This window comes from Mucilaginibacter terrae, assembly GCF_031951985.1.
GTDB classification, from domain to species: Bacteria; Bacteroidota; Bacteroidia; order Sphingobacteriales; family Sphingobacteriaceae; genus Mucilaginibacter; species Mucilaginibacter terrae_A.
The window spans coordinates 363232-376509 of sequence record NZ_JAVLVU010000001.1; the positions used below are offsets into that span (position 1 = coordinate 363232).

Below are 13278 nucleotides of genomic sequence, written 5' to 3' on the forward strand. Positions count from 1 at the left end.
AGTGAACCTACCACATCAATCCGATTTACCGATAAATTTGCTGGCCGCCTGTTTCAACAATACGGTAGCTACTTATAAGTTCTATTGGTTTTTGGCTATTATCGGACGGGTAGAAAACGGAGAAATGACTATTGCAAAGCATAGTCTTTTTGCTGAAATGGTTGCACACTCCTGGTACACGGTCAATTATTTTCATCTTTCATTTGGCAAACAGGATAAATTACAACGCGCAATTGAGGAAATCAAAGTGATCGAACACCTAACAATTGATGCCAAAAGAGATCTGATCTTTAAACACCTCACCCAATCCTCAGAAAAGAACACGACAAAAATACTTCAACATTTTGATGCGGAAGTTCCGCACCGATTTCTAAGCCCTTGGTTCAAGGCAGGCGACAAGGTTCTGGCTTATCAGTATTCGCAGAATCTCACTAATAATTGTTTGTACAGTGTTTACAAGGATTACATTGAAATTAATCCCAACTGGCTGAACTACCTGAAACAGAATGCCGGTATCTTAAAGGACTTCTGCTATTGGAACTTAGCTGTTTATTTACAAACTAAAAACCCTAATGTACCAGACATTCCAAATAAGCTCAATAAAGTCCCTATGAGAAAAGCACTTGGCGAGCAACGCAAATTCTGGGACATCGTTATCAATGAATTGGGAAGTGTAGACTGTATTTATACCAACTCGAAGTTAACGGTAGGTCATTATGCTGTAGAGCACTTTTTACCCTATGCTTTTGTTTCACACGATCTCATGTGGAACTTAATTCCTGCCGACCCCTCATTCAACAGTTCCAAAAGCGACAAGTTAGTCCCACTGGAAAAATACTTTCGCCCTTACTTTGAGCTTCAGCAGACGGCTTTGCAAATCATACAGGATAAAGCACCTAAGCATAAATTCCTCGAAGATTATCTGACCATCGTGCCTGATATATCATTGTTTGAATATGACCGGGTATTTGACCAGCTACAACCAATGGCGACCATAGCCAAAAACAATGGATTTGAGTTCTTATTAACGTAAAGTATTGATAAAATTACGATAGAACTCCTCATAATCCTTTGCTTGTGTTGTAACATATAATACTTCAACTTCTAATGCCATAAGCAGATCTATCCTGTCTGTTTCTTTAACTCTGGAGAACGTTGGTATGATCCAACGAATCGTATTGGGTACATCTACACCCGCACGTTTGAGCCTTGCCCGAAAGTTTAGGATAAACCACAAATGCGCTTCTGTGTAGTCCAGACCAAAGCCTATGATGTCAATATCACGAATGAAAAACAAATGTATCCAGTTCAATTGACCCCGCTCGATCTCTTTTTGAATCAGATCATGCAATCCTTTTCCATCATTACTTTTTATAAAGTGATGAATTTTTTCGAGGTAATCAGAATAATGCTCAAAGCCGATCATAATGGAAGACTCCGGGTAATCTCTGACCTTTCCATTAAAACCGTTCTGACATTCACCATGTATGTGCCAGACCTGGCGCCCCCTAATCTGATTAAAGCGATACAGACTGTACTTGGGCCATTTTTCTTTCCTATCATTTAACGGGTCGAAATCGGGAGCCAGTGCCTTTTCAATACAGTAATCATAATTGGTAGTCAGGTAGTGTTTATAATAATTTCTTTCAGTTAGCTCCCGCAATAAGTGATGCGGCTGTAATTTCAACGCCTCCTGTCCGATATAGCTCTTTAGCGTTTTGATGTTCTCTTCAACCGGTTGATTACGATTCAGGCTATAAGAAATTTCTTCAAAAAATAATGGGAATGCTTTTTGGTTCCGTTGAATGACCAATCCCGTGGTACGGCACAGGTTTGCCAGTAAGTCATCCCAGGAAAACCGCGCGTTAAGCTGATTTGGGCCATTGCCGACGAATAAATATTTTTCATCAGCAAGAAAAAACCGCCTGATGTCACCTGCTTTTTTCATTTAGAATAATAGACTTTATAAACGATAGGTTGTAAGAGCAGCTTACTTAATGGATCAGCTAAAATGTAAAAATCAGCGGTATTTGACTCATCATCAAAATTATAAAGCCGATAAATAAAATAGCTGCCGGGATGTCTCTCACCAAAAATATATTCGTTGATGGTGTAGTAAAAAGGTGTTAAAGCCACACTGCTAGTAGTTTTTACTTCTATGTATAAATAATTGCCCTGTGTATCAAAAGAACGAACATCATAACCCAGTCCATCAGGAACGATGTTTACTTGTTCAGCAAGATCTGCCCGACCGGCCGCAGTCAATCTTTGTTTTTCATACTGTTTAACCAACTCTTCACCTGCATCGCCAATTTCTTTATGTTCGATGGCTTCCGCTATATAATCTGTATCCCTGGCGTTAAACGATGGATTCACAACGGGAAGCGAGGGTATGCCTTTAGCCGGAGGCGCTTGCTTTCGCAGGCTATTGCTAAAAACCTCTTCCGGCGTTGTTTCGCCCCAGGCCAAACGTATCAGCTTATCATATAATGCCGTATTCTCAGCAATAAAATCCCTTGTGAGGGTTATCAACCGCTGCCAATCATACTTGTCCAGATCACTGATAGGAATGGATCGCCAACGAAGGATTTTAGGAATATTTTTGTCGACAATGTCCTTTTGAGCCGCCGACAGGTGGGAGTTTTTCTCAAAATAATAATCCATCTTATAAACGAGCTCACGGCCATGACCATCTAACCCGACTGTAAAAAAGATGTCTTTATTCTCATCCCCAACCTTGTAAATCCGCGCCCAGGTATAGGTTTTAAAACGCGCAACGTGTTTTTTGCCCTCTCTTCCTTTCTGGCTCCACATTCGCCAATTAAAAGTTTCAAATCCCGGCAACAGTTTGATCAGCGCATTAGACCAGTAAACCGTTTTCGTACCCGGCCCTGCAATAATGAAATTTTTAGCTGCCACATGCTCTGCATTGTTTTTATCGTAAACCGTTCCACCCCAATCATGCAGAAAATCAGCTTCACGCACATTAAAAAACGGATGATTGTAAGTAACCAGAGGCGTTAACTGATAGAATGCTTTGTAATGCTCATTGTCCTTCTAGAATTGTGCACAACGCTTCATTTCCGCAAATCCGAATAGCTCGTCCGCCAGTTTTCTTTTAGGGCCAAAACCAAAATCTTCTGCCAATTCGTAAAAACCAGGGCCATGATCGGTCAGGTCGGCATACATTGCCATGGAACTTAACAATGGGCGCTTATGATTATGTTCAAACTTAGATATTTCATAAAGTTCTTTGCTTAAGATACTGCGATCACCAGGACTATCGTGATCTAACCCTAAACGTTTCATGATGTCTCCGTAAGTTACCGGGGTATGTTTTCTTGCTTGGTCTATAAGCAAAGTTCTGATCTGCTGATTCATTAGTGATAAGTGAAGTTTAGGGAAGTAATATTAATCAATATAGATTAGTTATAAAATATTATTTCCTCAGCATAGTCAAGCTGTTTTTATTTTCAGCCAAGAAGAAGTTAAAATCTACCACAGAGAATTGAAACATAGATTTATAAGTAGTTTGTTTATTGATTAGTGGTACATGTAATTGGACTTTATGATAATTTATAAAAAAGTCGTAAAATGCGCAATCTAAGTTTTATCACGCTCAACACAAATGGACTTTAAACTTCTAGCAGTTCGACCCAGAACCGGTTGCAATAAACGATTTCTTAAAAATCTTCAAGCGGGAAGAGTATACAGTTTCTATACTCCAATCGAATATTTGAATGATGGGGGCAACCAAGTCAGCTTAACTGATGAAGTTGAAAGTTTGAACATTAAAGCTTTTCAAAGCCCCGATTTATATAGTCAAAAATTACTGCGAGGTGGCATGATCGACGTCAATATTTCGGCTGTGGTTGGAAAAAACGGTTCGGGCAAAAGTTCACTTATCGAATTTTTTTTTGCTGCGGTATACCTTTTTTCTGTTAGTCAAGGATTATTAAAACCCAATGATGATAGTTTGGCTGAAGACACCTTACAGACCGATCGCGACTTGCAAAGCGCAAGAGAGCGACAAGATGTGTTGCAAACAAAAAAGCAAAATATTAGCGATCAATTGGCTGGGATGGCTGGGAAGAGGGTTTCAATGAAAGCTATTGATAAGCTAAATATCGAGCTAGCTACGATTAGCGCAGAGCAGCAAGAACTTGAAACATTAAAGCAAGAGATAATTAATAAAAGAAAGTATAACAGTCGGCAAATGCGCGAACTAAGAAGCTTTCAGGTGCAGTTTAAAGGTGAAATGTTTTTCCAAATTGGTAGCAAAATTTATCAACTCCGATTAGCCGGATTTAACAAGAAAGAACTGAACGGGCTTTTTGAAATGAATCAGGCAGGGCCGTTGTCCAAACGTATCATCTCTGATTTAACTGAAATAACGCAGCTTGCCGATCACTTCTTTTATACCATTGCAGTCAATTATTCGCATTATGCGATGAATGCTAACCATTTGGGTGAATGGGTTAATTTTCTATTTCATAAAAACGATGGTTATACTACTCCTCTCGTGATTAACCCGATGCGAAAAAACGGAAATTTCGACATCAATGATGAAGCTAACTTTGCCCGATACCGATTACTATCCAACGTTTTACTCGCGCGGTATGAAAATAAAGATGATCCTAAAGTGTTCATTTCTGACAATCACCATATACGTGTTGCAAAGTTTACCCTAAACCGAAACAAAGTAATCGGATTAAATCGGCCTTTATTCACCGGGAACGACGGTCTTGATGGCGATAGACGTTATCTTGACTTATTTAAACGCTTTATTTCCGATTACTTAGAAGATTACAGTTATGAACAATTATCGGAAACTGAATTTGTCCTAAAAGATATACTAGTCAATTATATTCTGCAAAAAATTACGCGCATCTCTCAACGTTATCCTGGGTTTGCAATCGACAACCTTTCAACGGATAGCCCTGCCATAAATGATCTGTTCACACTATTAAAGAACGACGGTAGCCACATTACTTATAAACTAAAGCAAGCCGTAAACTTATTGATTCGTTGTCTTAATCCGAGACGTCGACGCCCCTTCGGCATCACAGCGGAACAACTTAAAGGAAAATCAAAATTTGAAGTAACTTTCACATTAACCGGGCTCATGCGATGGATGGGTAATCCTAAGCCGGAATATTTAATCGAAAGACTGCCGCCATCACTTTTCGAAATAGATTTTGAAGTTTCAAATCACAAAGGAGATAAATCAAGCTTCAATGCGTTAAGCTCTGGCGAACAGCAGCTCATCCATTCTATTCAAGCTGTCACCTATCACTTGAACAACTTACAATCGGCTCACTTGAGCAGTACGCCGAGATTTAAATACACGGCCATTAACATAATTTATGATGAGATTGAACTCTATTTTCACCCGGATTACCAACGTCGATTTATTTCAGAATTACTAAGTAATATTTCAAGACTGCCGAGGCGTCGCCAACGAAGTATCCGCGGTATTAATATAATTTTTCTGACACACTCGCCATTCATCTTATCAGACATACCTCAAGAGAATATACTGTTGTTAGAAGTTGACAAGAGCAATGGTAAATCAATTCCCAGTGTTGTAAAGACTCAGACATTTGCTTCAAATATTAATGAGCTACTGGCGAATAGTTTCTTCCTCAAAGGCACCCTTATGGGTACTTTGGCCGAAAAGCGTTTGAAAAACATTGTCCAGCAAGCCAAAGAAGGACAAGAGATAAGTAAAGAAGATAACGATTTGATAAAAATCATTGGAGATTCATTTTTAAAGTTCAGCATGGAGGAACTAACTAAACGGAATTAAAGATGATAAAACTTACAATCGCCGAACCGGATAACTTTCGCAATGATTACATGGCCGCAGTGGAAAATTTGATTTTAAAAGAACTCAAAATTCTAAGAAGGTCTGTAGATCATGCTCGAGGGAATGGCCTGGATGATTTGAGTGATATTCGCTCATTTCAATTTACCACTCGCGACGTTATAGCAATCATTTGTGACCAGGAAAAAAACAAGGATGATTTCCTAAAAAAGAACTATGAAACTACACTTAACACGTTTCGTCAAGGTGCAATTATCACACCTCATGATCTAAGTCCTATATACGATTTAATTGATGCCTTAATTGACCCTGCGACAAGTAAATTACGGGAGTTACTGCTATGTGAACCTAGTGAACTGGAAAATAAGAGCGATGAATTATATAATGAATTTGGCATAACTACGGTTGAGGAAAAGAAGATTATAAAAATTGTCTTCAATTACAAAACACAAACCGATATAACGAATGCGATTAAGGGCTTTTTCCAAATTAAAAATATAGCACCATTCTGCCCATATTGCAACTTTCATAAAACAAGATACATTCGAGGCACACATGGTAGAGGGGCCGAAGGGTTTCAATTAGATCATTTCTTTGATAAAGCTACGCACCCGTTGATCAGCTTTTCAGTTTTTAACCTAGTCCCGTGTGATTGGCCATGTAATGGAACAAATAAACTCTCTACTGATTTCTCAGACGAATACCATTTAAACCCTTACACAGATGGCTTTAATCAGACAATGGTATTTAAAGCCAAGATCGATCCAACAGAGCTGACTGTATCAAAAATCCTGTTTAAAATAAATGAGAATTTCCCATCGGATCGATACAAGCAATTAACAGGCAATGATCCTTCAGTTGACGTAGATACACTACATGGCAATCTCAATGTCTTTCAGTTTAATAGCAGGTATAATGATGTCGATATTTTAGAGAGAGCAGGGTATGTGATCGAAAACCTTAACCATACCATAAATAATCACCGGATTTTCAAAGAAGTGCTGGGTGACACAGCTGATTCATATACAAATTATAAAAACTGGTATCAAAGAAATACAGCCGGTCGATTTGACCCTCTTGAATTTATACACCTGCCATTATCAAAGCTATGGCGTGATTTACATGATGACATTTACTTAAAAAAGGCAACTGAACTACCAGAGGGGGCAAAAGACATAATAAATAGACATTACACGGTCATACCTTAACTACAAACGTAAAATTTGTTAAAATGCATCCCCGGCATTGCGGCTTAACCTATCCCCTTTGGTAACTTAAACAAAGTCCCAACATCCCCTCTTTTTGTTTAATTCAATTAGTAGCTTTTGCCATGCAAAACGCTGGAAAATCCTAAACCGAAGAAACGTAAAGGATAGGTAAAGTCATTAAGAGGAACTTTTACATAAGTTACCTTTTCTGTTTGATAATTGGCTAATAATTTAGTTATAAGGCTTTTAAGTTTGCAGTAAAAACTATATTACCCAATCATAATATTAAATGGATTACTTACGCTTTTTGATTGATTATTCGTTTTAATAATTTCGTGGTACCCCGAAAAACTGCATTTTGATGGGAAGCAACATCGAACCACGAGAGTCAATGAAATTGCTTTTGCCATATACTGTATTTCCAGTAACTGAGAGGCAAAAGGAGAAGATCAACCGATGAAAATCACGCTTGCCCAATATAGGCACCTACTTGGGTTCGAACCAGAATTATATTGTTAAAAAAATTTGCAGGTCTGTAATCAAACGGTTCGACTTTGGTGCTATTAAGGGTATCTGTGGCTGGTAGCCCCAACGAGACTCGAATCTGAAGATTCGGTTATAAAATTAAAAATCCAATAATTCTTTGGGATGTACATCTAATCCTTTCGCGAGTTTAAAAATCGTGGATAATTGAATGTCCTTTTGACCTCTTTCAACGCTTAGAATATACGCGCTGCTTGATAACTCGCTGCTTATAGCCAAATCTCCTGACGATAGAGATTTTAACTTCCTTATTGATCTCAATTTTTTTCCGAAATCAATTCTAAAGTTATTAAAGTTTGGTTCCAAAGTTTTAGTTATAAAAGTTTAACCTAATATGTGAGAATAAAAAAAATATTAATAGATACGTACGTGTCTGTTTTGCTAATTTTTTTTATATTTGTTTTGCGATACTTATTCATTTGTTATAAGCATTCGCTTTAGTCTCGACTCAAAAACGTGAGAAATTTTTAGCCGTGAGACGAAGAGTGAAATGCCCACGCCATAGGCGTGGGCTCTCTTATCGTCGGCTAGGCTTCTCACGTGCCTTGAGTCGGTAAGTTGGGCCTGCGCCTATGGCGTTTTATGCGACCAACTTTAGTTCTTGAAGTATGGAAGCGATATTAAATAAAAACAACTTTTCTTCAGGACCACCCCTTCGAGAGGTGATGGCTATGTTTTTCAGGAGGCACTCACCTGACTCTGCGAAATTTGTATTTTGGAAAGTCTTTCAATGCTGGGCATTGAAGGATTGTTCAGCAAAGGCAAGAATTTCAGACCAGGAATTGGCGTTATTCTTCGATCAGTTAAACGATTTGCTCAATGCAGCGTATGTTGAACATCAAGCCAACAATTTAGACCAAAAAGCCACGGAGGACTCAGGAAATGAATCTTAGACTTGGCCTTTCCTGGCAATTGCTGATTTCTCCACCCGAGTAATTTAAAAAAGGTGTTCTTACTCACAAAGTCTTCTTGACCAGCTGAACGATCTGGTCGAGGCTACTTATCATTCCCATCAACATGGGAACCGATCGCTACCTATCGTTTAGGACGGGTGAGCATTTTCACTTTTCCTCTATTTCCTCCGTTCCGAAACAGTTAAGGGGAATGTATACAGGCTGTTTCAGTTAAACTATTAACGACTTCATTACTCATGAAAAAAATAACGATGTTAATCGTCCTGGCATTGCTATGCCGAAATTTTTATCTGTTCGCACAGCCTAATGTGCCGACAGCTGCGCTAAAACCGGGCGCTAAGATACCTGACCTTTTATTTTCCGAGCTAATTAATTACCCGCCCAAATCAATCCAAGTATCTTCGTTTAAGGGAAAACTTCTCATACTGGATTTCTGGGCCACCTGGTGTTCTTCCTGCCTGAGCTATTTTCCCAAGACAGAAAGGCTGCAAAAACAATTTAAGGGTAAACTGCAGATACTCGGTGTTACCAACCAAAGTCAAGCCAAGATTCAGGCTTTTTTTAACTCACCTTCCGGTAAGCGGTATCATTTTCCGACAGTTGTCAATGACACGCAGCTTGAAAAACTCTTTCCCCACCAGTATCTCCCTCATTATGTCTGGATCGCACCTGACGGGACTTTTCTCTTATCTACCTCTGGAGCTATAATAGATAGCGCTGCCATTGCGCGTTATTTAGAGCAAGGCATATTACCGGGTAAGGCGAAGAACGACCTTGATACCAAGCTACCCTTGTTTTTGACCACTCAGTATCCCGCCGATAATCAACTTCAATACTATTCCGTGCTTTCGAAAGGCCATTATTATGGATTACCGACCGGCAATAAGTTCCGTCGAACGAAAAAGGTTTTACATGGTCGTGCAGTCACCAATTCGACGTTGTTCACCATTTATAAAGCAGCCGCCTTTGGATTATTTGAAAAAATCGGCGAGAGCTTAATCGAAAAAAGGATACTACTTGAGGTCAGGGATCTTCACGCGTTGAAAGGGGACAAGGTGAAGGTTACGGAACATGACCACGATTACAATTTTGATATCGTGTTACCGGTGGAACAAGCTGACTCTCTGTTTCATTCGATGCTTCGGACCTTGAATCAATACTCCCCATACGAAGGCCGGGTCGAAACACGCGAGGTCGAGTGTCTCGCACTAGTGCGTTCAGGTGAAGGCGCAGATTTTGCAACGAAAGGAGGGAAGGTTCACACTTTTCAACCCGAAAAAGATTCGTCTTTAGTTAACAATTTATTGATAAGCGATTTTCTCGCTAAGGCTAATACTATACCCGGAATAAAGCCTTACCTCATAGACTCAACCGGTTACACCGGAAAAGTTGATTTTCGCCTCAATGGGCCTATCCGTGACCTTGAAAAATTAAGGGCCAATCTTCGGCCGTACGGACTTGACCTTGTGCCCGCCAAAAGGGCTTTGAAAGTTTTTACCCTGCGTGACAAGATCACGCCAGGTGGCGAAACCAATCAATCCTCTGAACAATCACAATTAATCTCACCCCGGAACAAATGAAAAGAATTTTTCTTACCCTGCTACTTTTTATTGGCTTGGTCCATTGCAGGGCTCAAAATGCCGTTAAAGGCATAATTCTGTCTTCAACAGACAGCACACCAGTGGCCGGTGCCACCGTGCAAATTCCAAGCACCGTTTTCAGAACCACGACCAACGAGCGGGGCCGGTTTACACTCGTTTATCGCGGGCTTAAAAGATTTAAGCTTTCGGTAAGTTCGATCGGGTTTGAGCCCGTTAATTTGCCGGTTGAGGCGCTACGCGACACATTGCTGTTTATCAGTTTACAGCCGGCGCTTAACCAGCTGGAAAAAGTAGTTGTTTCTACCGGTTACCAGCAACTACCCAAGGAAAGAGCGACAGGCTCATTCAGTGTAGTGGATCAGAAAGTCTTTAATCAGCAAGTCGGCACCGATGTGCTCAGCAGACTTGAAGCCACTGTGAACGGCTTGACCGTAGATCGCACGACCAGTGCTGAACCTAAAATTACTATCCGTGGGCTAAGTACGATCAGGGGCCCGCGCGATCCGCTTATCGTGCTCGATAATTTCCCTTACGACGGTGATATAAATAATATCAACCCTAATGATATTGAGTCGGTAAACGTATTGAAAGATGCCGCAGCTTCCTCTATTTGGGGGGCCAGGGCAGGCAACGGCGTTATTGTTATCAACACACGAAAAGCGAGGTTTAACCAGCCTATCAGTATCGAGTTCAATAGTAATCTAACCATTGGCAATAAGCCTGACCTGTCTTATGTCCGGCAAATGAGCTCCTCTGATTTTATCGATGTGGAACAGCTGCTTTACAGCAAAGGGTATTACACGAATTGGATAAATTCTACCGGTAAGCGGTTGTTATCCAACGTAGTTGAGCTTCTGACCCAACGTGATAATGGCTTGATTACCCCCGCAGCAGCAGAGTCTCAGATCAATTTACTTCGTACCAAGGATATAAGGGACGACTTTAACCGTTTTATCTATCAGAAATCCCTTAATCAACAATATGCGCTGAATATCAAAGGAGGCGAAGCCAAAATGAATTGGAGCGTAGCAGGTGGGTATGATCACAACACGAGCAATCTTAAGGCAACCTATGAGCGGTTCAGCCTTCGGACCAATCAGAATTACCTGCCCTTTAAAAACTTTCAGTTAACCACGGGGGCTGTTTTTACCCAAAGTTTATCCAGTTCCGGCAGACCAGGGTATGGCAATATCACCCAATACGGGAATGGGTTCTTACCTTATACCTCTTTGGCTGATGAAAACGGTAACGTAGTAGCCGTGCCCAAAAATGTCAGGCCTTCGTACTTGCAGGCGGCAGGAGGAGGAAAGCTGCTGGACTGGCTTTATTATCCTTTGGAAGATTACAAGCATAATACCAGCCGAAATTCGATACAGGATGTCGTGCTGAATGCCGGGCTCAATTATAAACTACCCCTCGGTATTAGCGCAGATGTCAAGTATCAGTATGAACGCCAGCAATCTACTGAAAGAGGTTTACAGGATGAAAATAGCTACTATGCGAGGAACCTGGTCAACTCGTTCACGCAGATCAATTCAGCCGGTACCGTTAACTACATCATCCCAAGGGGAGGTATTCTCGATCTTAGTACGTCATTGTTACAAGCTCATAATTTAAGGGGACAACTGAATTATAACAGGAGCTGGAAAAAAAATGAAATTAACGCATTGATCGGCACTGAGATCAGACGTGTAGGCAGATCGGGGAATGATAGTCGCCTGTATGGGTATGATGATAATATATTGAGTTTCGGAAATGTCGATTACCGGAACCCTTACCCGAACTTTATAAGCGGAAATACTTCTTACATCGAAAATCGATCAGGAATTAACGAAACGCAGACCAATTTCGTGTCATCCTATGTGAATGCCGCTTATAGTTATGACCAGAAGTATATCATCTCGGGAAGTGCAAGACGGGACGCATCGAACCTTTTCGGTTTAAAAACCAACGACCAGTGGAACCCATTTGCTTCCATCGGGCTCGCCTGGGTGATATCTAACGAAAAGTTTTACCACGGTTCATCAATACCTTATCTGAAGATCAGGGGCACCTACGGGTTCAGCGGAAATATCAACCCGGCGATGAGCGCGGTGACCACTGTCGAATACCACACCACCTCTCCATTTACCAATAGTCCGATTGCCCGGTTCATCAATTACTATAATCCTGAACTGCGCTGGGAGACCTCCAAAATGCTGAATTTAGGAATTGATTTTAAAGCTTTTGGAAACAGGCTGAACGGCTCTTTTGAATATTATACAAAAAACGGAACAAACCTTTTCGGCACCGCCGTTATCGATTACACCACGGGCATTGGCAGGACCGTCATCAAGAACGTGGCAAGTATGAAGGGTAAGGGCTTCGACCTGGAGTTAAGAGGCGTCATCCTTCAGCGGAAATTTAATTGGCAGAGTGCTTTAAATTTAAGCTACTACAAGGACCAGGTAACTGATTATTATCTAAGCTCTCAACAAGGCAGTAATTTCGTCGGAAACATTGCTATCTCAGGTATAGTAGGAAAGCCGGTCTATTCTTTATTGGCCTATCAGTGGGCGGGTCTTGATCCCGCTAACGGCGACCCTCGCGGCTATGTAAATGGGGAGATCAGTAAGGATTACGTGGCATTGACCGGGAGTGGCACTACCCAAAATGACCTTGCCTATTTCGGCTCTGCTATTCCAACTGTTTTTGGCTCCTTTTTACATTCCTTTTCCTTTAAAAAAGTAACATTGAATGTGAATGCGGTTTATAAATTAGGCTATTACTTCAGGCGTTCCACTATTGACTATGATGGCCTTTTCTCATCCTGGACGGGTGGGCATTCGGATTTTTCATTAAGATGGCAAAAGCCGGGAGACGAGGCGCATACTGATATTCCGTCGCTTGTCTTCCCATCCTCAATTCCCCGAAGTTCATTTTATCAGAATGCATCCCCATTTGTTGAAAAAGCAGATCATATCCGCATTCAATATGTAAACCTGAGCTATGAACTGGACGGGCAGATAATCAGACGACTCCCGGTAAAGAGACTTCAGCTTTATTTCAACATTAACAACCTTGGAATCATATGGCGCGCCAATAAACTGGGACTTGATCCTGATTATGCAAGTTCACTCAGCTATTTAGTTCCTCCTAAAAGTTATTCCTTCGGCCTTAGGGCTACATTCAATTAACTCATCGTT

Annotated in this window: 10 protein-coding genes; 6 read left to right on the forward strand and 4 right to left on the reverse strand. The window is 40.8% G+C overall.

Annotated features, from left to right (window positions below):
- Position 1: 1 nt before the first annotated feature.
- Positions 2 to 1033, forward strand: coding sequence for an HNH endonuclease domain-containing protein (locus QE417_RS01555; RefSeq protein ID WP_311947105.1), 1032 nt, complete (start codon positions 2 to 4; stop codon positions 1031 to 1033).
- Here QE417_RS01555 and QE417_RS01560 read toward each other — a convergent pair.
- From QE417_RS01560 to QE417_RS01570, 3 genes are all read right to left on the reverse strand, one after another.
- The gene (locus QE417_RS01560) at positions 1025 to 1948 is read right to left on the reverse strand and encodes an SIR2 family protein (RefSeq protein ID WP_311947106.1); all 924 of its coding nucleotides are present in this window, start codon (positions 1946 to 1948) and stop codon (positions 1025 to 1027) included. The two genes, QE417_RS01555 and QE417_RS01560, sit on opposite strands and share 9 nt — an antisense overlap.
- Positions 1945 to 2985: a DUF3883 domain-containing protein gene (locus tag QE417_RS01565; RefSeq protein ID WP_311947107.1), complete on the reverse strand. Its 1041-nt coding sequence runs from the start codon at positions 2983 to 2985 to the stop codon at positions 1945 to 1947. Before QE417_RS01565 ends, QE417_RS01560 begins: the two co-directional genes overlap by 4 nt.
- 72 nt (positions 2986 to 3057) lie before the next feature.
- The gene (locus QE417_RS01570) at positions 3058 to 3381 is read right to left on the reverse strand and encodes a hypothetical protein (protein WP_311947108.1); all 324 of its coding nucleotides are present in this window, start codon (positions 3379 to 3381) and stop codon (positions 3058 to 3060) included.
- Positions 3382 to 3628: 247 nt separating this feature from the next.
- On the opposite strand from QE417_RS01570, the gene QE417_RS01575 reads away from it, so the two are divergent.
- Both QE417_RS01575 and QE417_RS01580 read left to right on the forward strand, forming a co-directional pair.
- Positions 3629 to 5809, forward strand: coding sequence for an AAA family ATPase (locus QE417_RS01575; RefSeq protein ID WP_311947109.1), 2181 nt, complete (start codon positions 3629 to 3631; stop codon positions 5807 to 5809).
- A gap of 2 nt (positions 5810 to 5811) precedes the next feature.
- Entirely contained in the window at positions 5812 to 7035 is a 1224-nt protein-coding gene (locus QE417_RS01580) for a hypothetical protein (protein ID WP_311947110.1), read from the forward strand.
- 624 nt (positions 7036 to 7659) lie between these two features.
- Here the strand turns inward: QE417_RS01580 and QE417_RS23610 are convergent.
- Complete coding sequence (locus QE417_RS23610; protein ID WP_376717519.1) at positions 7660 to 7884, reverse strand: helix-turn-helix domain-containing protein; 225 nt, start codon at positions 7882 to 7884, stop codon at positions 7660 to 7662.
- Between the two features lie 302 nt (positions 7885 to 8186).
- Here QE417_RS23610 and QE417_RS01585 point away from each other — a divergent pair, with 302 nt between their 5' ends.
- From QE417_RS01585 to QE417_RS01595, 3 genes are all read left to right on the forward strand, one after another.
- Complete coding sequence (locus tag QE417_RS01585) at positions 8187 to 8471, forward strand: hypothetical protein (RefSeq protein ID WP_311947111.1); 285 nt, start codon at positions 8187 to 8189, stop codon at positions 8469 to 8471.
- Positions 8472 to 8728: 257 nt separating this feature from the next.
- Positions 8729 to 10072, forward strand: a complete 1344-nt coding sequence (locus QE417_RS01590; protein WP_311947112.1) for a TlpA family protein disulfide reductase — start codon at positions 8729 to 8731, stop codon at positions 10070 to 10072.
- A gap of 35 nt (positions 10073 to 10107) precedes the next feature.
- The gene (locus QE417_RS01595; RefSeq protein ID WP_311947113.1) at positions 10108 to 13269 is read left to right on the forward strand and encodes a SusC/RagA family TonB-linked outer membrane protein; all 3162 of its coding nucleotides are present in this window, start codon (positions 10108 to 10110) and stop codon (positions 13267 to 13269) included.
- Positions 13270 to 13278: the final 9 nt, after the last annotated feature.

Coding starts and splice junctions, on each gene's coding strand:
- QE417_RS01560 (WP_311947106.1), bottom strand. CDS start 1,948: ATGAAAAAAGCAGGTGACATCAGGCGGTTTTTTCTTGCTGATGAAAAA.
- QE417_RS01570 (WP_311947108.1), bottom strand. CDS start 3,381: ATGAATCAGCAGATCAGAACTTTGCTTATAGACCAAGCAAGAAAACAT.
- QE417_RS01575 (WP_311947109.1), top strand. CDS start 3,629: ATGGACTTTAAACTTCTAGCAGTTCGACCCAGAACCGGTTGCAATAAA.
- QE417_RS01580 (WP_311947110.1), top strand. CDS start 5,812: ATGATAAAACTTACAATCGCCGAACCGGATAACTTTCGCAATGATTAC.
- QE417_RS01585 (WP_311947111.1), top strand. CDS start 8,187: ATGGAAGCGATATTAAATAAAAACAACTTTTCTTCAGGACCACCCCTT.
- QE417_RS01590 (WP_311947112.1), top strand. CDS start 8,729: ATGAAAAAAATAACGATGTTAATCGTCCTGGCATTGCTATGCCGAAAT.